Annotated in this window: 19 protein-coding genes, 1 tRNA gene and 1 pseudogene; 5 read left to right on the plus strand and 16 right to left on the minus strand. The window is 63.2% G+C overall.

The annotated features are described in order from the left end of the window. Positions 1–81 precede the first annotated feature (81 nt). Positions 82–1,704 (plus strand): ABC-F family ATP-binding cassette domain-containing protein, encoded by a 1,623-nt coding sequence (locus tag EK416_RS06715; RefSeq protein WP_127076742.1) that lies wholly within the window; start codon positions 82–84, stop codon positions 1,702–1,704. A gap of 166 nt (positions 1,705–1,870) precedes the next feature. On the opposite strand, the gene EK416_RS06720 is transcribed toward EK416_RS06715, so the two are convergent. The 9 genes from EK416_RS06720 to EK416_RS06760 form a co-directional block, all read right to left on the minus strand. Then, positions 1,871–3,175 carry an O-acetylhomoserine aminocarboxypropyltransferase/cysteine synthase family protein gene (locus EK416_RS06720; RefSeq protein ID WP_127076743.1) on the minus strand — a complete coding sequence of 435 codons (1,305 nt, stop codon included), beginning with the start codon at positions 3,173–3,175 and terminating at the stop codon, positions 1,871–1,873. Between the two features lie 8 nt (positions 3,176–3,183). After that, on the minus strand, positions 3,184–3,723 hold the full coding sequence (locus EK416_RS06725) for a carboxymuconolactone decarboxylase family protein (protein ID WP_127076744.1): 540 nt from the start codon (positions 3,721–3,723) through the stop codon (positions 3,184–3,186). A gap of 9 nt (positions 3,724–3,732) precedes the next feature. Then, positions 3,733–5,100 (minus strand): aminotransferase family protein, encoded by a 1,368-nt coding sequence (locus EK416_RS06730; protein WP_127076745.1) that lies wholly within the window; start codon positions 5,098–5,100, stop codon positions 3,733–3,735. 7 nt (positions 5,101–5,107) lie between these two features. Then, entirely contained in the window at positions 5,108–6,541 is a 1,434-nt protein-coding gene (locus tag EK416_RS06735) for an APC family permease (RefSeq protein WP_127076746.1), read from the minus strand. A 471-nt stretch (positions 6,542–7,012) separates the two neighbouring features. Further along, entirely contained in the window at positions 7,013–8,596 is a 1,584-nt protein-coding gene (gene hcp / locus EK416_RS06740) for a hydroxylamine reductase (RefSeq protein WP_127076747.1), read from the minus strand. Positions 8,597–8,732: 136 nt separating this feature from the next. Beyond that, positions 8,733–8,809: transfer RNA gene (locus tag EK416_RS06745), tRNA-Arg, on the minus strand. A 158-nt stretch (positions 8,810–8,967) separates the two neighbouring features. Next, positions 8,968–10,620, minus strand: a complete 1,653-nt coding sequence (locus EK416_RS06750) for an L-aspartate oxidase (protein WP_127076748.1) — start codon at positions 10,618–10,620, stop codon at positions 8,968–8,970. Positions 10,621–10,708: 88 nt separating this feature from the next. Further along, positions 10,709–11,809 (minus strand): quinolinate synthase NadA, encoded by a 1,101-nt coding sequence (nadA, locus tag EK416_RS06755; protein ID WP_127076749.1) that lies wholly within the window; start codon positions 11,807–11,809, stop codon positions 10,709–10,711. A gap of 414 nt (positions 11,810–12,223) precedes the next feature. Next, positions 12,224–12,493: a hypothetical protein gene (locus EK416_RS06760; protein WP_127076750.1), complete on the minus strand. Its 270-nt coding sequence runs from the start codon at positions 12,491–12,493 to the stop codon at positions 12,224–12,226. A 541-nt stretch (positions 12,494–13,034) separates the two neighbouring features. On the opposite strand from EK416_RS06760, the gene EK416_RS17685 reads away from it, so the two are divergent. Together EK416_RS17685 and EK416_RS06770 are read left to right on the plus strand one after the other, a co-directional pair. Continuing rightward, positions 13,035–13,514 (plus strand): hypothetical protein, encoded by a 480-nt coding sequence (locus tag EK416_RS17685; RefSeq protein WP_164729896.1) that lies wholly within the window; start codon positions 13,035–13,037, stop codon positions 13,512–13,514. 12 nt (positions 13,515–13,526) lie between these two features. Beyond that, positions 13,527–14,393 (plus strand): hypothetical protein, encoded by an 867-nt coding sequence (locus EK416_RS06770; RefSeq protein WP_127076751.1) that lies wholly within the window; start codon positions 13,527–13,529, stop codon positions 14,391–14,393. Between the two features lie 361 nt (positions 14,394–14,754). Here the strand turns inward: EK416_RS06770 and EK416_RS06775 are convergent, their stop codons facing one another. Continuing rightward, positions 14,755–15,111: a hypothetical protein gene (locus EK416_RS06775; RefSeq protein WP_127076752.1), complete on the minus strand. Its 357-nt coding sequence runs from the start codon at positions 15,109–15,111 to the stop codon at positions 14,755–14,757. A gap of 418 nt (positions 15,112–15,529) precedes the next feature. Here EK416_RS06775 and EK416_RS06780 point away from each other — a divergent pair, with 418 nt between their 5' ends. Together EK416_RS06780 and EK416_RS06785 are read left to right on the plus strand one after the other, a co-directional pair. After that, complete coding sequence (locus EK416_RS06780; RefSeq protein ID WP_127076753.1) at positions 15,530–16,351, plus strand: HesA/MoeB/ThiF family protein; 822 nt, start codon at positions 15,530–15,532, stop codon at positions 16,349–16,351. A 179-nt stretch (positions 16,352–16,530) separates the two neighbouring features. Then, positions 16,531–17,736, plus strand: coding sequence for a lytic murein transglycosylase (locus EK416_RS06785; RefSeq protein ID WP_127076754.1), 1,206 nt, complete (start codon positions 16,531–16,533; stop codon positions 17,734–17,736). A gap of 54 nt (positions 17,737–17,790) precedes the next feature. On the opposite strand, the pseudogene EK416_RS06790 reads toward EK416_RS06785, so the two are convergent. The 6 genes and pseudogenes from EK416_RS06790 to EK416_RS06815 form a co-directional block, all read right to left on the minus strand. Then, positions 17,791–18,068, minus strand: a pseudogene (locus tag EK416_RS06790) (transposase); the annotation flags it as partial. Between the two features lie 154 nt (positions 18,069–18,222). Further along, entirely contained in the window at positions 18,223–21,075 is a 2,853-nt protein-coding gene (gene secA, locus EK416_RS06795; protein WP_127076756.1) for a preprotein translocase subunit SecA, read from the minus strand. A gap of 260 nt (positions 21,076–21,335) precedes the next feature. Further along, complete coding sequence (locus EK416_RS06800; RefSeq protein ID WP_127076757.1) at positions 21,336–21,959, minus strand: LysE family translocator; 624 nt, start codon at positions 21,957–21,959, stop codon at positions 21,336–21,338. A gap of 215 nt (positions 21,960–22,174) precedes the next feature. Continuing rightward, positions 22,175–22,612 (minus strand): (deoxy)nucleoside triphosphate pyrophosphohydrolase, encoded by a 438-nt coding sequence (locus EK416_RS06805; RefSeq protein ID WP_127076836.1) that lies wholly within the window; start codon positions 22,610–22,612, stop codon positions 22,175–22,177. Further along, entirely contained in the window at positions 22,593–23,843 is a 1,251-nt protein-coding gene (gene argJ / locus EK416_RS06810; protein WP_127076758.1) for a bifunctional glutamate N-acetyltransferase/amino-acid acetyltransferase ArgJ, read from the minus strand. The genes EK416_RS06805 and argJ overlap by 20 nt, the downstream gene beginning before the upstream one ends. Before the next feature lie 24 nt (positions 23,844–23,867). Next, positions 23,868–24,689 (minus strand): peptidylprolyl isomerase, encoded by an 822-nt coding sequence (locus EK416_RS06815; RefSeq protein WP_245433968.1) that lies wholly within the window; start codon positions 24,687–24,689, stop codon positions 23,868–23,870. Positions 24,690–24,893 lie beyond the last annotated feature (204 nt).

A 24,893-nucleotide genomic window follows, 5' to 3' on the forward strand; every position in this document is an offset into this window, starting at 1 on the left:
GCGCCGCGCCTCCCGCGTGGCATAAGGGGAGCAAATCGCGCGATAGCGCATCCGAAAACTCTCGCAGCATCCCCGGTGGTCATGATCCGTCTCGAAAACATCAGCAAGCAGCATGGCAATCATCTGCTTTTCATCGAGGCGTCCGCCTCTCTCCTGAAAGGCGAGAAGGCTGGCCTTGTGGGCCCCAACGGTGCGGGCAAGTCATCGCTTTTTCGCATGATCACCGGGCAGGACGAGCCCGACGAAGGTCAGGTGGCGATCGATCGCGGCACCACCATCGGCTATTTCAATCAGGATGTCGGCGAAATGTCGGGCCATAGCGCCGTGACCGAGGTGATGAACGGAGCAGGCCCCGTCAGCGCGGTTGCGGAGGAGCTGAAGGAGCTTGAGGCCGCGATGGCCGACCCCGACCGCGCCGACGAGATGGACGCGATCATCGAGCGTTACGGCGAAGTCCTGCACACTTTCGAGGAACTCGACGGCTACGCTCTCGAAGCGCGCGCGAGAGAAGTGCTCGCCGGGCTCTCCTTCACCCAGGAGATGATGGACGGCGATGTCGGCAAGCTCTCCGGCGGGTGGAAAATGCGCGTCGCTCTCGCGCGCATTCTCCTGATGCGGCCCGACGCGATGCTTCTCGACGAGCCGAGCAACCATCTCGACCTCGAAAGTCTGATCTGGCTCGAACAGTTCCTCAAGAACTATGACGGCGCGCTCCTGATGACTTCGCACGACCGCGAGTTCATGAACCGCATCGTCAACAAGATCGTCGAAATCGACGGCGGCTCGCTTACCAGCTACTCCGGCGATTACGAATTCTACGCGCAGCAGCGCGAACTGGCCGAGAAGCAGCAGCAGGCGCAATTCGAACGCCAGCAGGCGATGCTCGCCAAGGAAATCAAGTTCATCGAGCGGTTCAAGGCGCGCGCCAGCCACGCCTCGCAGGTGCAGAGCCGCGTCAAGAAGCTCGAAAAGATCGACCGGGTGGAGCCGCCGCGGCGACAGCAGAGCGTGCAGTTCGATTTCCCGCCCGCGCCGCGCTCCGGCAACGATGTCGTGGCGCTCAAGGACATCCACAAGCGCTACGGCAGCAAGGTCATCTACGAGGGGTTCGATTTCGCGATCCGGCGCAAGGAACGCTGGTGCGTGATGGGCGTCAACGGCGCCGGCAAGTCGACGCTGCTCAAGCTCGTGGCAGGCGCGAGCGAGCCCGACAAGGGCACCGTGACCATCGGGGCGAGCGTGAAGATGGGTTACTTCGCTCAGCATGCGATGGAAACGCTCGATGGCGACGCGACCATCTTCCAGTCGCTCGAACATGCCTTCCCGCAGGCCGGACAAGGTACGCTGCGCACGCTCGCCGGCTGTTTCGGCTTTTCCGGCGACGACGTCGAAAAGAAATGCCGCGTGTTGTCGGGCGGCGAGAAGGCGCGGCTCGCAATGGCGATCATGCTGTTCGATCCGCCGAATTTCCTGGTGCTCGACGAACCGACAAACCATCTCGACATGGCGACGAAGGAGATGCTCATCAAGGCGCTCGCGCAATATGAGGGCACGATGCTTTTCGTCTCGCACGACCGGCATTTTCTCGCTGGCCTGTCCAATCGCGTGCTCGAACTGACGCCGGAAGGCGTGCACAGCTATGGTGGCGGCTACACCGAATATGTCGCGCGCACGGGCCATGAGGCGCCGGGCTTGCGCAGCTGACGCTGCCCTTTATGCGCGCCCCGGCAGCGCCGCCGGGCGCCCCCGGTTTCACGTTTGCTCGACACAATCGCGAGCTGTTTCAAGGCGATGCCGACCCGTTCCGGTGGGCATCGCCTTCTCGCAAGAAAGCGCGACGGGGCACAAACCGGCTGAAGCGCCGCCGGTGTTACGCCCGCGACGCCGCGAAAGCCTGTTCCAGATCCCAGATGAGGTCGTCCACGTCCTCGGTGCCGACGGACAGGCGGATCTGGTTCGGTTTCACGCCGGCGAGCAGTTGCTCTTCCTCGGTCAACTGCCCGTGCGTGACTGTTCCCGGGTGAACGATCAGCGATTTCGAGTCGCCCACATTGGCGAGGAACGAGAAGATCTTTACCGCCTCGATCAGTTTCTTCGCGCGCTCGAAGCCGCCCTTCACGCCGAATGTCAGAATGGATCCCGGCCCTTTCGGCAGGTATTTCCGCGCAAGCTCGTAGTGCGAGCTGCTCCTGAGGCCCGGATAATTCACCCACTCCACTTCCTCGTTGGCCTCCAGCCATTCCGCGATGGCCTGCGCGTTGCCGATCTGGCGCTCCAGCCGGAAGGACAGCGTTTCAAGCCCTTGCAGGAACAGGAACGCGTTGAACGGGCTGAGGCTCGCACCGAGGTCGCGCAGATAATGCAACCGCGCCTTGATGATGTAGGCGATGTTGCCGACGCCCGGATAATTGCCCCATTTGTCCCAATGGACGAAGCCGCTATAGGCCGGGTCCGGCGTCGTGAAGTCGGGAAACTTGCCGTTCGCCCAGTTGAAATTGCCGCCGTCCACGATGAGGCCGCCGATGCTGGTGCCGTGGCCGCCGATGAATTTCGTCGCCGAATGCACCGAGATATTCGCGCCGTGATCGAACGGGCGGAACAGATATGGCGTCGCGAAGGTATTGTCGACGATGAGCGGGATGCCATGCCGCTCGGCGATACGCGCCACGGCCTCGAAGTCGATGATGTTGATGTCGGGATTGCCGATGGTCTCGACGAAGAGCGCGCGGGTCCGCTCATTGATGGCGCGCTCGAAATTGCCGGTATCGGCGGGATCGACGAGGATCGTCTTGACGCCGTGCTTCGGCAGCGTGTTCTGAAACAGGTTGAACGAACCGCCGTAAAGCGTCTTCGCGGCGACGATCTCGTGGCCCGCATGGGTGATGTTGAGGATGGAATAGGCCGTCGCAGCCGAGCCGGAGGCGACCGAAAGCGCGCCCGTGCCTCCCTCCAGCGCCGCGATACGGTTTTCGAGCACTTCGTTCGTCGGATTGGTGATGCGCGTGTAGTCGAAGCCGAATTCCTCGACCGAACTGATGGCTTTCGCCGCCGCGAAGTCCTTGAAAACAAAGGACGTCGTCTGATAGATAGGCACCGCCCGCGCGCCGGTTGCCGGATCGGGCGTCTGGCCCGCGTGAAGCTGTTGCGTGGCAAAGCCGAATTGGCGCTCGCTCATACGTCCTCTCAGGAGAAATAGGTTTCGGGGTCGATGCGGTAGGGATCGAGGCTCGCGTCAGCGTCGATGCGAAGCGCGCTGTTGAAGACGTTGTTCACGATCATCAGCGCGCCGAACACGGTGAGGTCCACGATTTCGGCATTTGAAAAATGCGCCGCGACGCGGGCATAAAGCGCGTCGCCGATGCGGTTCGGATCTTTCGCAAGCTGCCAGCCGAAATCCCAGATCGCCTGATCGCGGGGCGCGAGGTTCAGGTTCTCCGGGTCTTCGCCCCAGCCGATGATCGCGCGTCGCATGAAGGTGGTGCAAAGCTCGCAGGCATTCGCGCGCGAGATGGCAAAGCAGAACAGCACCGCCTCGCGCTCGCCGAGGAACGGTTTCACGCGGTCGAACAGCTTGTACCATTCGAGCACGGCGTCGAGCGCGACGGGCGAATGCAGGAGCACCGCCTTCATGTTGGTGAGTGCATGGGTCTTGACGAGAACGTCGTGACGCCGCTGGATCTCGGGCGGCGCGGTTTCGAGGTCGACGGGTGGGATGCGGGACATGGCCTTTTCCTATGACTTTTTGGGTCGACAGACCTTCTCCACCGCATCGACGACGATGTCGGCGATCCGGGACAGGTCCGTGTCGGTGATGGTGAGAGGAGGCGCGAGGCAGATCGTGTCGTTCACGATGCGTGTGTAAAGGCCGCGAGCCAGGAGTTCGGCGCGCAGCCGCGATGCGAGATTGAATTCGGGTGCGAAGCGCGCCCGCGTGCGCCGGTCCGCGACCAGTTCCACGCCCGCGAGAAGGCCGAGGCCGCGCACTTCGCCAACATGCGGATGCCAGCCGAGAGCCTCGCGCAGACGGCCGAGCAGAGCCCCCCCTTGCCCGGCCGCCCGCTCGACGAGGCGCTCCTCGCCGATGATGCGCAAGGTCTCAAGCGCGACCGCGCAGGCCACAGGATGCGCGGAAGCCGTGAAGCCGTGCCACCACCGCTGGTCAGGTTCCGCGGTGTCGAGCGCATCCTTGATGCGCGCGCTGATGCCGATGCCGCCGAGCGGCACATATCCGCTGGTTATGCCCTTGGCGAATTGCACGACGTCGGGAGCGATGCCCCAGTGTTCGAGGGCGAACCATTTGCCCGTGCGGCCGAAGCCGGTGATCACCTCATCGGCGATGAACAGCACGTCGTGGCGGGAACAGATTTCGCGGATGCGCTCGAAATAGCCGTCCGGCGGCACGATGACGCCGCCCCCGCCGCCCTGTACCGGCTCCGCGATGAAGGCTGCAACCGTTTCCGGCCCTTCGCGAAGGATCGCAGCTTCGAGCAGATCCGCTGCCGCGTCGCCGTCGCCGTCGAAGCGATAGGGATAGGGCGAAGGGATATGGACAAAGCCCCGTTCTCGTGGGCCGAAACCCGCCGTGAATTCCTCCACGCCGGTGGCGCTCGCCGCGCCAATCGTCGAGCCGTGGTAGGACCACTCGCGCGCGATGATCTTCGTTTTCGCGGGCTTGCCCTCCTTCCGCCAGAACCAGCGCACGGTGCGGATGGCGGTGTCCGTCGCCTCGCTGCCGCTCGTCGTGAAGAAGAACGCCTCGATGCCGGTGGGCGCGATCTTCCTGAGCTGCTCGGCGAGCCGGATGGCCGGTTCGTGCGTGGCACCTGAATAGGCCGTAGCAAAGGCGAGCGTGGAAAGCTGGCGCGAAGCCGCTTCCACGAGTTCCCAGCGCCCATGACCAAGATGGACGTTCCACATGCCGGAGAGGCCGTCGAGATAGGCCCGCCCCTCGGTGTCGTAAAGTGTCGATCCTTCCCCTCTGCTCCAGATGATGGGGCTTTGCTGTTCGGACGGATGATGCTGGGGATGCAGAAGGTGGAGGCGGTCAGCCCCCACCCACGCGGCCGCTGTCGCGGGCCTTTTTCTTGCGCTCTCGGACATGCAGCGGCTATTCGGCGGCCGCCGCCGGAGCCGCAGCGTCGGCTAGATCCTTCTGGATGACCTCCAGCACGGCGGGCGAGCGCCACCTGAGAACGATGAACTGAAGCGCACCGATCAGCAGAAGTCCGAGGAAGACATAGGGCAGGATGTTGAGCGGGTAGTCCGGCACCGGATAAAGCACGCCGAGGACCGGCAATGTCAGGAGCAGGATCGACAGCACCGAAACCAACACATGATGGAAGCGGAGTTCACCGCGCGACCACAGGAACACCGGCGCTGCGATGGCGACGAGAATGTAAGTGGTGAGGAAGCCCAGCGTCGCGATCGTACCGAGATACGCAAACACGTCGAGCAGCCCGATACCCGCAGCGATCAGCGGCAGGGCAAGCAGCGCGGCGATGGCCGCCGAGATCGCCACGGCCACATGCGGCGTCGCGTGCGTTTCATGGGCGTCTCCCGCGCGGTTGAAGATGATGCCGTGACGCGAGAGCGAGTAGATGATGCGCGCGCCCGCGTTGATGCTGCCAAGCGCCGACGCAAAGAAGCTTGCCGCCACGCCCGCCGCGATCAGGAGGCCGAGCGGTTCGAGCCCAACGGTCGTTGCAAGAACGGACAGCGGCGCGTCGACCTTGTCGAGCCCGGTTGCGGCGCCCTGGAACGAGGCCACGAGCACGTAGCCCGTGAAGACGAAGAAGAGGCCGACGGAGAGGACCGTAACGATCACCGCGCGCGGAATGACGCGCAGCGGGTTCTTTGCCTCATGGCCGAGCACAGTTGCGCCCTCGAAGCCCACGAAGCTGAAAAAGGCGAGCACAAGGCCGAGCCGCACCTGGTCCGCCGTCACGCCATCGAGGCGAAGCTGAGCGGTATCGACGGGATTCGGCGCGCGGACGAGCCAGAGGATCGAGATCGCGAGGATGGCTATGACCGTGACGGCTTCGAGCGTGAGCGTGAGACGCGTGGACAGCTTGATGCTTCGCCATGCCACGTAGAAAGCAATCGCGACCAGAACGGCGGCGATTGCAACCGATGCGATGCGATCTGCGAAGGGGCCGAAAACGGAGTGCAGCACCACAAGGGCGTAATTCACCCCGCCCGCAACGACCGCGCCCGCAGTAAAGAGATAGGCGATGACGAGAGCCCAACCGGTGATGCTGCCCCAGAAGGCGCCAAGGCCCTGCCCCGCAAAGGTGTAGAGAGCGCCGGGCGATGCCGAGCGGCGGGAAAACGCAGTGATGTTGAACGACAGAAGCAGCAACGCGAGCGTTGCGAAAAGATAGCCGAGCCAGAGCGCGTTGCCAGCGGTCGCGAAGACGCCGAGAAACACGAAGGCCGGTGTGCCGGATGGCGCAATGATGCCGATGGCCTGAGCGACGACATCGAGAAAGGACAGGTGATCGCGCTTGAGCGACCCGCGAGGCGCGTGGGAGTCCGTAGACATGGTTCCATGCTCCGTTGACGGCAGAGAAAATTGTGCGGGGAATGGCCCCTTCCACGAGGCCCGGCGGCAGCGCTTACGCTACCGCCCCACTACACGGGTCTGCTGCTCCGGCAACGGCGGGCAGAAAGAGGGCGAAGCCGGCAAAGCCGCTCACTTCCCTCCATGGCAATGCGTAAGACATGCGCAAGGCTCCGCCCGAGTTAATCCATATAACGCTTACAGAACTTGTCATCTTTCGGCAACGAAATTCTAATACTCGCGCGCATCTCGCAAGAGATAGGGCGGTAAATTCTGGAGATCGGGATTATTCGAGGAACTTATTCCGATTTCGTCGAACTTCGCGAACTTATTGCGCCGGGCGCCGTCCGCGTACGTTCACCGAAGGCAGGCGAGGGATTTGGTTGTCGGCTCCCACCGACAACCACCCTTGGTGCGTCCTCAATAAGGCATGAAGCCGCGTGTTCCCTTCTCTCAAGCAGCTTCGCGCATGGCTGAAATATCGGACGAAGGCTCCCCGATCGGCATCAGATTGAAGCTGCGCACCAATATGTCGAGCACCTTTGGCGTCACGAAAGCGGGCAGCTTGGGCCCGATGCGGACGTTCCTTATGCCGAGGTGGAAAAGCGCCAGCAGGACGCACACCGCCTTCTGCTCGAACCATGAGAGCGTGATCGAAAGCGGCAAGTCGTTAACGCCGCATTCGAATGCGTCGGCAAGCGCGAGGGCTACCTTCACCGCCGAATAGCTGTCATTGCATTGGCCCATGTCGAGCAGGCGCGGCAGGCCGGCGACCGTGCCGTAATCGTGGCCAAGCAGACGATATTTTCCGCAGCCCAGCGTCAGGATCACGGTGTCGTCGGGAAGTTCGGCGGCGAGATCGGTGTAATAGCTGCGCTCGCCTTCGGAGCCATCGCAACCGCCGATAACCGCAAAATGGCCGATCTGCCCCGCCTTCACAGCGGCGACGACCTTGTCCGCGACACCGAGCACCGCGTCATGGCCGAAGCCAACGGTATGCCCGCGTTCCTCACGGGTGTCGGTGAAACCCGGCGCGGCAAGAGCAGCCTCGATCACGGCCGAGAAGTCGCGTCCAAAGACGTGGGCGATACCGGGCCAGCCCACCACATCGCGGGTGAAAAGACGGCCGCGATAGTCCTCCGCCGGTGGCATCAGGCAGTTGGTCGTCATGAGGATGGCGCCTGGAAACTCCGGAAATTCGCGCACCTGCTTCATCCACGCCCCGCCGAAATGCCCGGCGAGATGCTCGTGTTTCCTGAGCTCGGGATAACCATGGGCGGGCAGCATCTCGCCATGGGTGTAGACGTTGATGCCGGTGCCCGCCGTTTGATCGAGCAGCGCTTTCAGGTCCACCATGTCGTGCCCGGAAACAAGGATCGCCTTGCCGGGGATGTGGCCCATGCGCACAGCCGTCGGCGTCGGGACGCCGAAAGTGGAGCAATGCGCCCGGTCGAGCAAGGCAAGCGCGTTAACCGTCACAGCGCCGCATTCGAGGTTCAGCGCGAGCAGCGCGTCGATGTCCGCGAGCCCGTCGTCGATGGCCGCGAGCGTCTTCACGACGAACGCATCGACCGCCGGATCGGACAATCCCATCTGGCGAGCGTGATGCGCGTAAGCCGCCATGCCCTTGAGACCATAGGCAAGAAGCTCCTGAAGGCCGGTGACGTCCTCGCCAAGAGCGGCCTTGCGCGCCGTAATGCTCGAAGGTGCCGACCATTCGAGGATATCGGCCCTGGATGCGTGCGGCGGCAGGCCCGCGAACGCACCCGACGCGGCCAGCAGCGCGCGGACGCGCCCTTCGATCACGTCCGGATCGAAATTGACGTTTGTGACCGTGACGAACAGCGCATCTTCGAGGAGCGGCGCAAGACTTGTCGGGCGCGCCTCCGCCGGCGTTTCGGCGTAGCGGCTCGCAAGACGCCGCGCGGCAAGCATAAGCGCGTCCTGCAGGTCGGCGACCTCCGGTGACTTGCCGCAAACGCCTCGCGTGACGCAGCCGGTCCCCCGGTTCGTTTGTTCGCATTGATAGCAGAACATGTGTGCCCTCCTTGGCGCTGTCGGATCGGGGCGTTAAGGCCCTCGCTGACGCCAACCTAGAAGGGTTCAAAAGTCGGAACGTTGTTGCGGCGCAAACTCGCGGGACTTTACGCAGCGGGCGATGAGGAGGAATCACTGGCGTCCCCGACAGGATTCGAACCTGTGACCCCCAGATTAGGAATCTGGTGCTCTATCCTGCTGAGCTACGGGGACCGCAGGCTCATTAGAGCGCGGTTCGCTGAAAGGTCAATAGTCTTCGGGTGAGGCGGGCGAAGCCATCGCGCGTTCCCCTGCGATATCTTCGGACGCGGGCTCTTGAGCCTTGAACCCGTCGCCGCTGGCGAATCGAAACCTTCGCCACGCAAAATCGCCTACCCGGCCAGATCCGCGGCCCTGACGCGGACTCCGCTTGCATCCACGGCATCGAAAGGCGTCTTGCCCGTCACGCGCGCGGCAATTCCCACCGCGTCGGAAAGCGTCATGAAGGTGTGGCGGCCTTTCTCTTTCGCGGAAGGAAAGTCGAGCCGGCAATGCGCACCGCGGCTTTCCCTGCGCTCATGCGCGGCTGCGGCTATCAGGATCGCCGCGGCCGTCATGTTCGCAAGCGCCGGCGATGCGGGAATGCGTGAGATGTCCACCAGCGACGAGAGCGCCGTCTTCAGCGTTTCAGCGGTGCGTTCGACGCCGACATGCGCGGCCATCGCCTCGCGAAGGCGCTTCAGAAGGCGTGCTTCCTCGGCGGGCGCGACGACCGGAACGGCGATGGTTTCTGGCGCTTCGATCTCGCCCATGGCAGGCCAGTGCGGCGCATCCGCAGCGATATCTTCAGCGACGCGGGCGGCAAACACCACCGCTTCGAGGAGCGAATTCGACGCGAGCCTGTTCGCGCCGTGAAGCCCGGTACAAGCAACCTCTCCGCAAGCCCACAGCCCGGTGAGCGACGTGCGGCCACGCATGTCGGTTGAGACACCGCCCATGTGATAATGCGCTGCGGGCGCGATGGGGATCGGCTGTTTCGCGGGGTCGATGCCAGCTTCCGTGCACACGTCGTAGGCGGTCGGGAAATTGTGAGCGAGGTCGAGCGCACGCACATCGAGGAAAGCGCCGCGTCCGGCGGCGATTTCGCGATGTACGCCGCGCGCCACCACATCGCGGGGCGCAAGCTCGCCGCGCGGATCGATGGCCGGCATGAAACGCTCGCCGTCGCGGTTAACGAGACGGCCGCCATCGCCGCGAATCGCCTCTGACGCAAGCGGCGCGGGATCGCGGCTCACGTCGAACGCGGTCGGGTGAAACTGCACGAATTCGGGATCGGCGATGATGGCACCCGCCCGCGCCGCCATGGCAAGGCCGCCGCCACGCGCTTCCGCCGGGTTGGTGGTGACACGGAAAAGGTGGCCGATGCCGCCGGTTGCGAGCACGACCGCGCGGCCGGCGAGAAACGAGGCGCGTCCGTGGCCGCCGCTTCGTGTGGCGTAAAGCCCGACGATGCGGCCGTCACGCTTGACGAGTTCCACCGCTTCGACATTTTCGAGCACCGAAATCGACGGCGTCTTGGCAACTGTCGCCATCAGCGCGGCCATCACCGCCTTGCCGGCGCGGTCGCCATCGACGCGCACGATGCGGCGCGCGCTGTGGGCGGCTTCCTGCGAAAGGCGGAGCTTGCCGTCAAGCTCGCGGTCGAAGGGAACGCCATAGGAGAGAAGGTCGCGGATGCGATCGCCCGCTTCGCTCGTGACGACACGCGCCACCTCGGGATCGGTCAGACCCGCCCCTGCCGCGATGGTATCGGCGGCGTGTGCGTCCGCATGGTCGCCCGCGCCGATGGCCGCGGCGATGCCGCCCTGCGCCCAGACCGAGGACGAACCCTCGCCAAGCGGCTTTGGAGTCAGCACCGTCACGGGAAGCGGCGCAAGCCGGAGCGCCGTGAACAGTCCTGCGAGGCCGCCTCCGACAACAAGAACACGATCAGGCCCCGTCCGCCGCCGGAAAGGCAGCAGATCATTCGCGCGAGTATGGTTCATTTCGGGATGCTCCCCACCTGACAAGTCGGCGCATCCTCACCGACGAGGTTGCCGAGGGCGCCAACGGCAGGGACCGTCGGCGCTCCGACTAAAGCGGCAGCTTCACCATGCGTTCGACCGCCGCTCTCGCACGGTCCGCAACTGCCGGATCGACGGTCACCTCTACCTTCTCGTGCAGCAGGCTGTCGAGAATCTTCGGCAGCGAAATGCGCTTCATGTGCGGGCACAGATTGCACGGCCGGGTAAATTCGGTCTTCGGCGCGGCATAGGCGACGTTGTCAGCCATCGAGCATTCGGTGACGAGCACGACGCGCTTCGGCTGGCGGTCCGTCACCCATTTGATCATGCCGGCGGTCGAGCCTGTATAGTCGGCCTCCGCGATGACGTCTGGCGGGCATTCCGGGTGCGCGATGATCTTCACGCCCGGTTCCGCCTCGCGATACCCGCGAAGCTCCGCGCCCGTGAAGCGCTCGTGCACCTCACACGCGCCCTTCCAAGAGATGATCTCGACCTTCGTCTGCGTTGCGACGTAGCGAGCGAGGTATTGATCGGGAATCAGGAGCACGCGCGGGGCGCCGAGGCTTTCCACCACCTTCACGGCGTTCGCCGAGGTGCAGCAGATATCGCACTCGGCCTTCACTGCCGCGCTCGTGTTGACATAGGTGACGACCGGCACGCCCGGATAGGCAGCGCGAAGCGCGCGAACATCCTCCGGCGTGATCGACGACGCAAGCGAGCAGCCCGCCTTCGGATCGGGAATAAGCACCTTCTTTTCCGGGCACATCAGCTTCGATGTTTCGGCCATGAAGTGCACGCCGCACTGAACGATGATGTCAGCGTCGGTTTTCGCGGCTTCCTTCGCAAGCTGGAGGCTGTCGCCGAGGATATCGCCCACGCCATGGAAGATTTCCGGCGTCATGTAGTTGTGAGCGAGAACGACGGCGTTCTTAGCGCGCTTCAGGTCGCGGATCGCCTTGATGTAGGGCGCATGCGCGACCCATTCGAAGGCCGGGATCACGCGTTCCACCTTGGCATAGACAGGCTTCAGTTCGCGGATCGCTTCGCGGACGAAGGCGGCGTCGAAATGATGGCGCGCGGGTTCGATGTCGACGTCCGCGTCGAGCGCGCAAACCGGGTCCGCGCTCCTATGCCGACGGAACGGCTCCACGCCGCTATCGAGAAATACCATGCCGAAAGTCCTCCACCCCACGTCCCGTCGCCGGGAGTAATGCTCCGTTTGAGCATAAGGAGGACAGGCAAAAAATAACCCCCTCAGGTTTCTCGCCCAAGCCGATCACTCGACTCGACCTTATGCTCACTCGGACTATAAGATAAGGGGGGCGTTACGGCTTGCCAATCACTTTTTTGCGCACGAGCGCCGCAATTGCGGCCAAATGGCGTCAAAGCCTGCAAAGATGCTCGGCTTTGCGGCTCCGAATGCGGTGGTTTGACGCGAGCCTGTGCGAAAATAGCCGGGAAGATCCCGGCTATCTGCATCGATAATGGCGGATTACAACTTCACCTGATCGGTCAATCCGCCTCTGAACTTCAAGAAGAGACCGTTTTTCCGATCGATGGCGACTCAATCAGATCGGAACGGGTTCTAGAAGAACAGGAAGCCGGCGCCGAACAGTCCGCCGTTGCCCCCACAGCCACAGCCGCACCCACAGGGGTTAACGACCCTGACGTACGTCGTGGTCGTCGTGCAGCAGCTGGTAGTCGTGACAACGCGCTTCTTGTAGCAGCCAACCTTCACGATGGCGCTTGAAGCGGAGGCGTCGACGCCAGTGGTGGCAAGCGGAAGTGCAGAGGCACCGCTCGAAGCGAGGGTCGCGGCCGAAAGGGCGGCGATAGCAATGACGAGTTTTTTCATCTTATCCTCTACGGTATTACACGCACACGCAGCATCTAGGCTGCACATCATCCTATGACTTAGCGAATAACGGTTCCATTAAGCCGGATATTTCATTCGCGATAGCCTGTTTAATATATAATTTTTCTCACCTTGCTTCGCCGATAGCATCACATTCCAACAATTGCGAGAAATGCCGCACGATAATTACCGCATCTAAACGACGATTGTGACATTAGCTTCCCCCATAAGCTTACTTGAGGGGAGTCGAACTCAAGATATTTCCCGCTGCCCGGAAGGGCTCCGCGCGAGCAAAACGGGAACGGACCGATGCTCCGTGGTTTCGCCCGGCAGTCGTCCATGCGGCAACAAGAGGAGCGGGTTCGTCATGCGTATCAGAGGATCGATTATCACCGGTGTCGTTTTCGGTTTGGCAGCATTGGCCGCGCCTGCGGCATCAGGGTCTGCGCCAAGCTTGGGCGCCTCGGTCACGACACCACCCGTTGGCGTTGCGGACGCGGCTACCCTCGTCAGAGGCGGCGGCTTCGGCGGAGGCCCTGGCATGGCAGGCGGAGGCTTCCGCGGTGGTGGCGGGGGCGGCTTCGGCGGAGGCCCCGGCATGGCAGGCGGCGGCTTCCGCGGCGGAGGCGGGGGCTTCGGCGGAGGCCCCGCGTTTCGCGGAGGCGGACCGGGCGGCGGACCGCGGTTCGGCGGACCGGGTATCGCTGGCCCGCGATATGGAGGACCGGGACCGGCGGCCCGCAACCCCGGATTTGCGGGGCCGCGTTACGGCGCCCCTCCCCGCTTCGGATCGAAGGGCACCATCGGTGGCGGTCCGCGTTGGGCCGATCCCGGTCCTCGCTATAGCCGTAATTACGGGAGACGCGGCGGATATTGGCGGGGCGGCCGTTGGTATTGGTACGGTGCGCCGCTGGTCGGGCTCGGCGTCTACGGCTATGGCAGCAGTTGCTACAACAACTGCCTCGCGGCGGGTTACGGCCCGGCCTATTGCTCGACCTATTCGTCCGACTTCTGTTACTGATTTTGGACACCCTTGTTCTTCGGCGGCTTGCGAAGAACTCCCCTCGACCGTGATCCAACAAATCTGAAGGAAAGGCTGCCGCACCGGCAGCCTTTTTTTGCGAGCGCCCTGCAATTGCGGCGAGTTACAATTTTTGACGAAATTCTTTATAAGCTCTGCCATCGGCGATTATACTCTATCGTTCAGATAAGCCTGACGGCCATGCCGTTCGTGCGTCTGACGTCGCGCTTATTGCCCGATGTCTGGGGCGCGGGGCATCTCCGGGACGGAAGAGGGACTGAAATGACCTTGAGAAGAACTGTTATCGCGGCGTTCGCTGCAGTTGGTCTGTGCGCGGGCGGCGCGGTTGCCTCCCCCATCGAAGGGGGAGCACCAGCAGCGATCGCGAAAAACGGAGCGAGCACGTTCACCTTGATCAGTGGACATCACGGACATGGAGGAGGCAAAGGAGGCTTCGGCGGTGGCGGCGGGTTTCGCGGCGGCCATTTCGGCGGTTTTCGTCCGGGCGGTCAACCGCCCGCGTTCAGGATCGCGCCGTCACATAGGCCGCCAAGCGGATATCCCGGCTCTTTCAAGCCTCACAGACAGCCCAATTTCTCCGGCATACCGCACAACAAGCCTTACCCCGGATTCCGCCCCCCTCTCGGGAAGCGGTATTATGGCGGGAAACCACCGTTTGCGGGCGGCAAGCATCCGCCTCACGCGGGAAATTGGCATCACCGTCGCCGGTATTGGCGCAACGGGCGCTGGTACTGGTACGGCGCGCCCCTGATCGGGTATGGCGCCTACAGCGCCTATGACAGCTGCTACTGGAGCTGCATCAACGACGGTTACGGCCCGGCCTATTGCACGAATTACGCAACGAATTATTGCGATTGATGCCGAATTGAAGAGGGCCGCCATCGGCCGCCTTCACGCTGCTGACTAAGCTCCCGCCTCGGCGGGAGCTTTTTGATTCAGGGGGCCATGCCGAAGAAACCGATTCCCCCAACAGACCGTGTCCGGCATGGTAAGCATCGAGAGGCTGGTCTCGAAGGACCACCTTCTGAGGAAGATCGAAGCGGCGGGCGACTTTCATCCGCGATCCGGTTTATTGCGCTGGCCGAGGCGCGCGAAAAAACCGACAGCCACCGCCTCACGAGCCTGCGACAGAGCGTCAACAAGCGCCGCAAGGAAACGGTCGAGCGCCTCTTCGCCGACGCCAGCCCGCCGATCCGGCGACTGACAAAGTCCGTTTTCCTCAATACTGACGCTCGAAAGCGCGCAGATAGCCGGTGTTGAAGCGCGCGAGAATGTTGTCCTGAACGCTCGCGTCTGAATCCCAACGATAGCGGAACGGCAGATCCTCATCGTACGGATACTGGCTGTAATGATATCTGCCGAAGCAGCCGCCTTGCGCGCATGGGCTGACGCGATAGCAGTTATAGGCGCACCAGTTCGAGAACAGGTCGCCGCGTCCATGATGACGCCCGGTGTCCGACACGCGGATCGTCTGGGTGGGCGCGGCGGCCGGGGGGGCATCGAACGCTGGGAACGATTGGGCCTTGGCGGCGACAAACATCGAAGCAGCAACGCAAAACAAGATTGACGCTCTCATGGCTTTCGATCCTGGTTGACGGTATGGCTTGGCAGTATGATCTGCAAAAGTGGACGCCCCATTTACGTGGGACCGCGACCCAGCAACCCAAGGTTGAGCGCGCATCGAGGCGGCCGGGGTAACATCAAGTTCATGCCGAACCTGAAGAAGCGCTCGGCCTTCTCGCCCTGGCTTTACCGCCAGAGAAACGCGTTCGAGCCGCGCCCTGACAACCCGTGACGACAAGCGGCGACAATTTTCTCGGCTCCGTCAAGCTTGCGTCAGTCCGGATATGGCTGCGAAGTTACGAATCGGCGACCCGGAATCGTGGTGTTGCCGGTGGTCCTGTTGATCCCGACATGTGCTCGCAAGCGTGCCGCAAACGGATGCGAATGTCGGCATCGGACCAGTCGATAGGGGCTTCCACCGGACAAGGATCATGACCACGCTCTCAAGCGAAGAAATCGATCGCTACAAGCGCCACCTGCTTGTCAAGGATATCGGTGGCCAAGGTCAGCAACGCCTCAAGGCGGCGCGCGTGCTGGTCGTGGGAGCGGGCGGTCTCGGCTCACCGCTCCTGATGTACCTCGCGGCGGCGGGCGTCGGCACGCTCGGCATCATCGATGACGACCGCGTTTCGCTCGACAATCTTCAACGGCAGGTCGCCTATCGCACCGAGGACGTCGGCAAGCCCAAGGTAGAGCGCGCCGCATCGCTTTTGCGTTCGCTCAACCCGCATGTCGAGGTCGAGGCTATGCCGTTTCGCCTCACCTCTGAAAACGCGCTTTCGGTTGTCTCGCGTTACGACATCGTGGCGGATGGCTCGGACAATTTCGCGACGCGCTATCTGGTGAACGACGCCTGTTATTTCGCGCGAAAGCCGCTCGTCTTCGCCGCACTCGGCCAAATGGAAGGGTATCTCTCGACCTTCCGCGCCTTCGAGACGGACGAGAGGGGGACGCCGCGCCCGAGCTATCGCGACCTCTTCCCCGAGCCGCCTGCACCGGGCGAAATACCGAATTGCGAGGAAGCGGGCGTGCTTGGCCCCGTGGCGGGCGTGATCGGCACCTTGCAGGCCGTGGAGGTGGCGAAGGTGATCCTCGGCCTCGAAGGCACGCTTGTGGGCAGGCTCCTCATCTATGACGCGCTCGCGTGCAGATTCCAAACCATCGCGTTGAAGTGGGACGCGAATAATCCGCTGACCGGGCTCCGTCCAACCATCCGCGACCTGTCGGTTCACGCCGCCGGCGCTTCCGGTTAGGCGCGTGATCGCCTTTGTTTTGCCTCACTTTCGGACGGGATTCGCGCCATCACCCTTTCGGGCCGTCCGCCGTCTTCCCGCAAGGTCCGATGTTTATAGAACGGGTGACATTGCGGGGGGCGGCCTGAAAAGCACCGTTTCGGCCCATTTTCCGACCATGCTCGACTGGAGACTTTGCGATGAGACGCCTTTTATCCCGAACGATGATTGCGAGCCTCCTCGTCGCGGCGGGCGCGAGCAGCGCTTCGGCGGCTTCGTGCTCCACGTCGAGCGCGGGGTTCGACCGCTGGTTGTCGCAGTTCAAGGCAGAGGCGCGAAGCCAGGGCATTTCCCCGCGCGCGCTCTCGGCTCTCGATGGCGTGACCTTCGACCAGAGCGTCATCAGCAAGGATCGCGGCCAGAGCGTGTTTTCGCAAACTTTCCTCGAATTTTCCGACCGGATGGCCGCGAAATACAGAATCGATAAGGCGCGCCAGCTCATCGGTGGCAAGTACAAGCGGGAGTTCGAGCGGGCGGAACGTGAGTTCGGCGTGCCAGGTGCGGTCATCAGCGCGTTCTGGGCGCTCGAAACCGATTTCGGCGCAAACAACGGAAACATGGAAACGGTGCGTTCTCTGGCAACGCTCGCTTATGACTGCCGTCGGCCCGAGAAGTTCCGCGAAGAGCTGATCGACGTGCTGAAGATCATCGACCGCGGAGACCTTACCCCGAGCGAAATGCGCGGGCCATGGGCGGGCGAGCTTGGCCAGACGCAGTTCGTTCCCTCGGTCTATCTCAAATACGGCATCGATTACGACGGCGACGGCCACTCGGACCTCATCCGCAGCGCGCCGGACGTGATCGGCTCCTCGGCGAACTATCTCAAGGCGCTCGGCTGGCGGCGCGGCGAGCCGTGGCTCAAGGAAGTGCGCGTGCCGGAAAGCATGGACTGGAGCCAGGCGGATCTCACCATCCAGCATCCGCTCAGCGAGTGGCAGCGCATGGGTGTGCAGATTGCGGACGGCGAACGCCTCTCCGGCGACCGCCCCGCTTCGTTGCTGCTCCCAATGGGACGCAACGGGCCTGCCTTCCTCGCCTTCGACAATTTCAAGGTATTCCTCGAATGGAACCAGTCGCTCATCTACTCGACGACGGTGGCCTATCTCGCGACCCGCATCGATGGCGCGCCGCCGGTTTCGCGCGGGCGCGGCGTGGCGCCGTTCGGCTATGAGCAGACGAAGGAATTGCAGACCCTGCTTCGCGCCAAGGGCTATGACGTCGGCGAAGTGGACGGCAAGCTCGGCCTTCTCACGCGCGCAAGCATCAAGAAGGTGCAGCAGAAGTTCGGCCTGCCCGCCGACTCGTACCCCAGTCCCGAGTTGGTTTCCCGGCTGCGCGGACGATAGGCAAAGGCGGGGCTCACAAGGCGGGTCTCACGGGCCCGACCGCCTATCCAGGCCGTTTTCGACAGGGGTCGAGGCGTCGAACACCGGATCGAACAGCTTCAGCCCCAAAACCATCGATAGGCGCGGTTGACCTCGATCTCGCGCACGAACTGGCACGCCGAAAAGATAGCCGATGAACAGGCCTTGAACATTCAAGACCGGGTCGGGCGCGAGCCTCCAGTCATCGGCGCATTGAAGACCTGGGACCCGATCGCGAACGAAGCGAGAAGGCGCCGCCGCTTCGATCTTCCTCAAAAGCGGTCCTTCGGGACAAGCCTGTCGATACGCGCCATCTCAAGCACGGCCTGTCGAGAAATCGGTTTTTCAGCGTGCCCGCCGAATCACAAAGCTCCCGCCGAGGCGAGAGCTTTGCAGCAGTCGAGCCGGGGAACGCCCGGCTTTGCTATACCAATCACAGCGCCCACGGAGCGACGCCGTGCCGCCCGGCTACTCGGCAGCGGTGGCGGCAATCGCACCATGACAATGCTTGTACTTCTTGCCCGATCCGCATGGGCAGAGCGCGTTGCGCGCCACCTTGCCCCACGTCGCCGGGTTGTTCGGATCGAGTGCAGGCGCCTTTCCGCCACCGCGAGGGGCCGACGCTTTCGCTGCCGCGGGCGCTGACGGCTTAGCCCCCTGCTTCGCGGCCGCGCGGCGTTCCTGCCTCGACTGCGGCGCTGCTTCGGCTTCGCTCTCGGATATGTCTGCGCCCGTGATCGGATCGGCGCGGAACATCTGAAGCTCGGGAAGCTCGCTCTGCGCATAGTCTTCCGGCTGCGCGAGCTGAACGTGCATGAGTTGGCCGGTCACATCGCGACGAAGGCGCGACAGCATGCTTTCGAAGATCTGGAAGGCTTCGCCCTTGTACTCGTGAAGCGGATCGCGCTGGGCGTAGCCGCGCAGGCCGACAGCCTGACGCAGATGCTCAAGGCTGACGATATGCTCGCGCCAGAGATGATCGAGCGTCTGCAAAAGGATCGCCTTCTCGATCTGCCGCATGGTCTCGGGGCCGACCTCCGACGCCTTGCGCGCAGCAGCCGCATCGGCCTTCGCGAGAAGCCGCTCCTCGATCTCCTGTTCCGCAATCCCTTCCTCGGCGGCCCACTCTTCGACCGGCACATCGATGCCGAAGACCGCGTTGAATTCCTCGCGCAGGCCTTTCACGTCCCACTGCTCGACGAAAGCCTTCGCCGGGATGTGCGTCGTCACGAGATCCTGAACGACTTCGCGGCGCATGTCGGCCACGGTCTCTTCCACCGTGTCTTCCTGCATCAGGTCGATGCGCTGCTCGAACACCACCTTGCGCTGGTCGTTCATCACGTCGTCGTATTTCAGAACGTTCTTGCGCATGTCGAAGTTGCGCGCTTCGACCTTCTGCTGTGCCTTTTCCAGCGCGCGGTTGATCCACGGATGCGCGATAGCTTCGTCTTCCTTGATGCCGAGCTTCCGCAGCATGAAATCCATGCGGTCGGTGCCGAAGATGCGCATCAGGTCGTCTTCGAGCGAGAGATAGAACCGCGAGGCGCCGGGATCGCCCTGGCGGCCCGAACGGCCGCGAAGCTGATTGTCGATGCGGCGGCTTTCGTGGCGTTCGGTTCCGAGCACGTAGAGGCCGCCGGCGGCGAGCGCCTGCTCTTTCTTGGTCTCGATGTCGGCGGCGATCCTGTCGCGCTCCACCTTGATTTCTTCCGGCGTCGGCTCGACGCCGGCCGCGCGCTTCTCGGCGATCCAGGCGGCGATCTGCATGTCGGCGTTGCCGCCGAGCTGGATATCCGTACCGCGGCCCGCCATGTTGGTCGCGATGGTCACCGCCCCCGGCATGCCCGCCTGCGCGATGATGAAAGCTTCCTGTTCGTGGTAACGGGCGTTCAACACCTGATGCGGCACGCCGAGCGGCTTCAGCATCTCGGAGAGCGTTTCCGACTTCTCGATTGAGGTGGTGCCGACAAGGATCGGCTGACCGCGCTTCGCGCAGTCCTGGATCAACCGGATGATGGCGCGATATTTCTCCGCTGCGGTGCGGTACACCTCGTCGTCCGAATCGATGCGGCGCATGGCGCGGTTGGTCGGGATCTCGATGGTCTCCAGACCGTAGATGTCGAGAAACTCCGCCGCTTCCGTGATGGCCGTGCCGGTCATGCCCGCCAGCTTTTCATAGAGGCGGAAGTAATTCTGGAAGGTGATCGAGGCGAGCGTCTGGTTTTCCGGCTGGACGTCCACGCCTTCCTTGGCTTCGAGCGCCTGATGCAGACCTTCCGAATAGCGGCGGCCTTCCATCATGCGGCCCGTGAACTCGTCCACGATAACGACCTGCCCCTTGCGGACGATATAATTGCGGTCCTTGAGGAACAACTTGTGCGCCTTCAGCGCCTGGTTGACGTGATGGACGATCGTCACGTTCTCGGCGTCGTAGAAGGTGGAGTCCGGCTCGATGAAGCCGGCTTCCTGCAGAAGCTCCTCGATGCGCTGGTTGCCCTCTTCACTGAAGGTCACCGTGCGCTGCTTCTCGTCGAGTTCGTAATGCTCCTTGCCGAGCTTCGGAATGATCTTGTCGATGCTGATGTAAAGGTCCGACTTGTCCTCGATCGCGCCGGAAATGATGAGCGGCGTGCGCGCCTCGTCGATCAGGATCGAGTCCACTTCGTCGACGATGGCGAAGGCGTGTCCCTGAAGCTCCGGCGGACGGCCGCCGAACTGCACCATCTCGTCGATGGAGTACTTCATGTTGTCGCGGAGGTAATCGAAGCCGAACTCGTTGTTCGTGCCGTAGGTGATGTCGCAGGCATAGGCCGCGCGGCGTTCGGCATCGTCAAGCTCGTGGGTGATACAACCAACGGTCAGGCCGAGGAAGCGGTAGATCTGCCCCATCCAGTCGGAGTCGCGTTTGGCAAGATAATCGTTAACCGTGACGACATGCACGCCGCGTCCCGGCAGCGCGTTGAGATAGGCCGCGAGCGTGGCAACGAGCGTCTTGCCTTCGCCGGTCTTCATCTCGGCGATCTTGCCTGAATGAAGCACCATGCCGCCGATGAGCTGAACGTCGAAGTGCCGCTGGCCGAGCGTGCGCTTTGCAGCTTCCCTCACCGTGGCGAAGGCTTCGGGCAGGAGCTTGTCGAGGTCTTCGCCGTTCGCGAGCCTCTCGCGGAATTCCACGGTTTTCGCGCGCAGTTCGTCATCCGAAAGCGCCTGGAACTTAGGTTCCAGCGCATTGACCGGCGCGACCCTCGATTGAAAACTCTTCAGGCGCCTGTCGTTGGAACTGCCGAAGATCTTGGTTGCGAGCGCTCCAAGAGAAACCATGTTGCCGAGCCTCACTGCCTCGCCAGGAAAATGCAGTCCGGAGATGAAGGGACCGCTGCCAGAGCGCCTTTTCTTTTGGCGGTAGCTTTCTTACGGGCTGTTTGCAAAATTGACCGGGAGAAGTGGCTCTTCTCCTCATGGCACGAGAAATAAGCAGACGCGGCGACGCTGTCAACGCGCCGCGACGGCCTGTCCAATGGTTGCGAGCGCGGTTCGCTTTGCCGTCAAGCCCGCCCCGGGCCCTGCCGCGCCGATCCCGTTCAGGATGCGGGGCGCCGTGCGAAGGCGAGAGCGACGCCGAAGGCCACCATCATCGACCCGCTCACGCGGTTGATCCATCGCGACGCGCGTCCTCCCTGCGCGAGGCGCCCGATGCGCGAACCGAGCAGGGCATAGATCGCAATCGCCGGAACTTCGAGGATCAGGAAGATCACGCCGACGAAGAGGAAGCTTCGCCAATAATCGCTCTGGTCCACGAACTGCGGCAGGAAAGCCGTGAAGATGAGCATGGCCTTCGGATTGGTTGCCGCGACGAGAAATTCCTGCCTAAGGAAGCTGCCGGGAGCTTGCGCCCTGCCGTTTGGTTCGGCGAGCGTGTCGAAACCCTTGGCGATGATGAGCCGCGCGCCGATCCAGACGAGGTAGGCCGCGCCGAGAAGCTTCACCGCCGTGAATGCCGCCTCCGACGCCATCAGGAGCGCTCCCATGCCAGCAGCCGTGATCGCGATCATGACGGCGAAGGCGACGAGCCTCCCCGGCGCGGCGGCGATCGCGGGCATCACGCCGTGGCGCGCGCCGATGGTGAGCGAAAGGAGGTTGTTCGGCCCGAACGCCATGTTGAGCGCGAAGCAGGCCGGGAGGAAAATGGCAAACGAAGTCGACATTGGAAATCCACCGGAAGGGCGCGCCAAACGGAGCGTGCCTGTTAATCGGGCAACCTAAACCCGCCGCCAGGCATGCTCAAGGCCGGTCTGCGCCACGTCCCGTGGTTTTGTTTTATCGTGATCCTTGTCGCAAGCCAGCGGCCGATTTTTGCGGAAGGCGCGGCTTCGCCGTGGCCGTCGCCCGAAATCGCCGCCTCAAGCCTGCGCTGCCTGGCCTAGAGCCAGTCCTGAAGGATGGGCACGAGCGGCAGGTCGGCGGCGGGCATGGGATAATCGCGCAGCTTGTCGCGGCGCACCCATGCGAGCGTCTGACCTTCGAGCGGGCGAATTATGCCGTTCCAGTTCCGGCAGATATAGAGCGGCATGAGAAGATGGAACGTCTCGTAAGAGTGGCTCGCGAAGGTGAGCGGCGCAAGGCAGCGCTGCGGCACCTCGATGCCGAGTTCTTCCTTCAACTCGCGGATGAGCGCCGCCTCGGGAAGCTCTCCCGGCTCTATCTTGCCGCCGGGGAACTCCCAAAGCCCGCCCATCGGCTTGTGCGCGGGGCGCTGCGCGAGCAGCACGCGGTTGTCGGCGTCGATCAGCGCCACGGCCACACACGTCACAAGCTTGAGCCCCGGCGCGGGGGCGGCGTCAGCTCCGGTAGTCGGCATTGATGCGGATGTAGTCATAGGTGAGGTCCGAAGCCCATACGGTTGCGCGCCCCTGCCCGCCCGCGCCGCAATCGACGCGGATCTCGATTTCGCCGCGCTTCATATAGGCCGAACCCAGCTCCTCTTTGTAATCGGGGTCGCGCAAGCCTTCCTTCGCCACCTGAATGTCGCCGAACCAGATCGACAGCCGGTCGCGGTCCGCCGCTTCGCCCGAACGGCCTACGGCGGCGACGATGCGGCCCCAGTTCGCGTCCTCGCCCGCAACCGCAGTCTTCACGAGCGGTGAATTGCCGATGGTCATGGCAATGCGATGCGCGGCTTCATCCGATTCCGCCCCCTCGACATGGATGGTCATCAGCTTGGAGATGCCCTCGCCATCCTTAACAACCTGAATGGCAAGGTCGTGAAGGAGCGAGAGAAGCGCCGCCGAAAACGCCGCCGCTTCCGGGTCGTCCGGCCCCGCGATCTTCGGCGCGCCCTTGGCCGCCGCCTCACCCGTCGCGAAGATGAGAAGCGTGTCGCTTGTCGACGTGTCGCCATCGACCGTCACGGCGTTGAACGTCGTCTTCACGTGGCGGCGCAGAAGCTCCGTCAGCACGTGGCCTTCGACGGCCGCATCGGTGACGATAAAGGACAGCATCGTCGCCATGTCGGGCTGGATCATGCCCGAGCCCTTGGCAATGCCGTTGAGCGTGACCGGCACATTGTCGACGAAGGCGCGGCGCGTGGCCACCTTCGGATAGGTGTCGGTGGTCATGATCGCGCGCGCGGCATCGTGCCAGAGGTCTTCCTTCGCCTCGCCCGCCATCTTCGAAAGCACGTGGCTGAACTTCGTGGCGTCGAGCGGCTCGCCGATGACGCCCGTGGAGGCAATGAACACGCGCTCCGCCTCGAAGCCGCCTGCTTCGCCCGCGAACGCCGCCGTGGCTTCCACCGCATCGCGGCCGCGCTGCCCCGTGAACGCATTCGCGTTGCCGGAATTGACGACGAGCGCGCGGGCGCTTGCATGCTGAAGCTGCTCGCGGCACCAGTCGACCGCCGCCGAAGACGTCTTCGACCGCGTCAGCACCCCGCCCACCTGCGTCCCTTCCGGGAACAGCATGAGAAGCACGTCGGTGCGGTTCGCATATTTGATGCCCGCCTCCGCGACCGCGATCTTCACGCCCGCGATCGGCGGCAGGGGCACGAGTTCGCCGGGCGCGAACGGCGAAACCTTTGTGATACTCGCCATGAACCCGGCTCCTTTCGTTGGCTGCTACTTCTGCTGCGTCGGCGTTTCGATCGCGGCGGCCTTGGCGTCTTCGTCGATGGCCTTCTTCAGCTCCGGATCGACGATGTCCACCTTAGCGGATGAACGCAGTTTCTGCACTGTTTCGCGAAGCTGGTTCTGAACGAGCGAGGCGACGATCTGGTCCTTCACCTCGTCGAAGCTCGGCACGGGCCGGTTGCGCTTGTCCTCGACCTTGATCACGTGCCAGCCGAACTCGGACTGCACGGGCTCGGAAATCTGGCCGGGCTGAAGCGAGAACGCGGCGTCCTCGAACACCTTCACCATCTGGCCCTTGGAGAAATAACCGAGATCGCCTCCGGTGTTCGCGCTGGGGCCATCGGCGCTTTTCTTGGCCAGTTCGTTGAAGTCCGCGCCGCCCTTGAGCTGCTTCACGAGATCTTCGGCCTCTTCCTTCGTCTTGACGAGGATGTGGCGCGCACGCACTTCCGGCTCCGGCTTCAGCTTGGCGATCTGCTCGTCGTAGGCGGCCTTGGCTTGCGCGTCCGTGACCGCATCGCGGACCTTCTTCTCATAGAAGGTGTCGCGCAGCGCACGCAGCTTGTAATAAGCCGCCCGCTCCTCGAAATCCTTGGCGGCGTCGAGCTTGTCCTTCGTCGCCTCGTTGGCGAAAAGATGCGCCTCGACGAGATATTCGACCAGCACGCGACGGCGGCTTTCCGCCGGAAGCCCGGCGATTTCCGCCCCGACCTCGGCTTCCGCGAAGGCGATCTCGGCTTCCGTGATGTCAGTTCCGTTGACGCGCGCGACCGGAGCCGCCTGCGCCATCTGCGCGCCGAATGCCAGCATCGCCGCACTCAGTAAAATCCTTGCATTCACGATGGAAACTCCTCGCCCTTAGGGAAACGTCGAACCGTTGTCTTTGCAGCGACTTATGTTTTTCGCCGCTTTTAAGACCCGTCGCTCTCGATGGGAAGCACGATCTTGCGGTTATTAAGGCGTTTCAATCTTCCTGCGAGTCCGCCACGCCTCGTGCATCGTGCCTTAAATAGG

The organism is Rhodomicrobium lacus, assembly GCF_003992725.1.
GTDB lineage: Bacteria > Pseudomonadota > Alphaproteobacteria > Rhizobiales > Rhodomicrobiaceae > Rhodomicrobium > Rhodomicrobium lacus.

What these genes read in the sequence shown, in the direction of transcription:
- EK416_RS06715 (WP_127076742.1), top strand. Translation starts at nt 82, where the DNA reads ATGATCCGTCTCGAAAACATCAGCAAGCAGCATGGCAATCATCTGCTT.
- EK416_RS06720 (WP_127076743.1), bottom strand. Translation starts at nt 3,175, where the DNA reads ATGAGCGAGCGCCAATTCGGCTTTGCCACGCAACAGCTTCACGCGGGC.
- EK416_RS06725 (WP_127076744.1), bottom strand. Translation starts at nt 3,723, where the DNA reads ATGTCCCGCATCCCACCCGTCGACCTCGAAACCGCGCCGCCCGAGATC.
- EK416_RS06730 (WP_127076745.1), bottom strand. Translation starts at nt 5,100, where the DNA reads ATGTCCGAGAGCGCAAGAAAAAGGCCCGCGACAGCGGCCGCGTGGGTG.
- EK416_RS06735 (WP_127076746.1), bottom strand. Translation starts at nt 6,541, where the DNA reads ATGTCTACGGACTCCCACGCGCCTCGCGGGTCGCTCAAGCGCGATCAC.
- hcp (WP_127076747.1), bottom strand. Translation starts at nt 8,596, where the DNA reads ATGTTCTGCTATCAATGCGAACAAACGAACCGGGGGACCGGCTGCGTC.
- EK416_RS06750 (WP_127076748.1), bottom strand. Translation starts at nt 10,620, where the DNA reads ATGAACCATACTCGCGCGAATGATCTGCTGCCTTTCCGGCGGCGGACG.
- nadA (WP_127076749.1), bottom strand. Translation starts at nt 11,809, where the DNA reads ATGGTATTTCTCGATAGCGGCGTGGAGCCGTTCCGTCGGCATAGGAGC.
- EK416_RS06760 (WP_127076750.1), bottom strand. Translation starts at nt 12,493, where the DNA reads ATGAAAAAACTCGTCATTGCTATCGCCGCCCTTTCGGCCGCGACCCTC.
- EK416_RS17685 (WP_164729896.1), top strand. Translation starts at nt 13,035, where the DNA reads ATGGCAGGCGGAGGCTTCCGCGGTGGTGGCGGGGGCGGCTTCGGCGGA.
- EK416_RS06775 (WP_127076752.1), bottom strand. Translation starts at nt 15,111, where the DNA reads ATGAGAGCGTCAATCTTGTTTTGCGTTGCTGCTTCGATGTTTGTCGCC.
- EK416_RS06780 (WP_127076753.1), top strand. Translation starts at nt 15,530, where the DNA reads ATGACCACGCTCTCAAGCGAAGAAATCGATCGCTACAAGCGCCACCTG.
- EK416_RS06785 (WP_127076754.1), top strand. Translation starts at nt 16,531, where the DNA reads ATGAGACGCCTTTTATCCCGAACGATGATTGCGAGCCTCCTCGTCGCG.
- secA (WP_127076756.1), bottom strand. Translation starts at nt 21,075, where the DNA reads ATGGTTTCTCTTGGAGCGCTCGCAACCAAGATCTTCGGCAGTTCCAAC.
- EK416_RS06800 (WP_127076757.1), bottom strand. Translation starts at nt 21,959, where the DNA reads ATGTCGACTTCGTTTGCCATTTTCCTCCCGGCCTGCTTCGCGCTCAAC.
- EK416_RS06805 (WP_127076836.1), bottom strand. Translation starts at nt 22,612, where the DNA reads ATGCCGACTACCGGAGCTGACGCCGCCCCCGCGCCGGGGCTCAAGCTT.
- argJ (WP_127076758.1), bottom strand. Translation starts at nt 23,843, where the DNA reads ATGGCGAGTATCACAAAGGTTTCGCCGTTCGCGCCCGGCGAACTCGTG.
- EK416_RS06815 (WP_245433968.1), bottom strand. Translation starts at nt 24,689, where the DNA reads ATGCTGGCATTCGGCGCGCAGATGGCGCAGGCGGCTCCGGTCGCGCGC.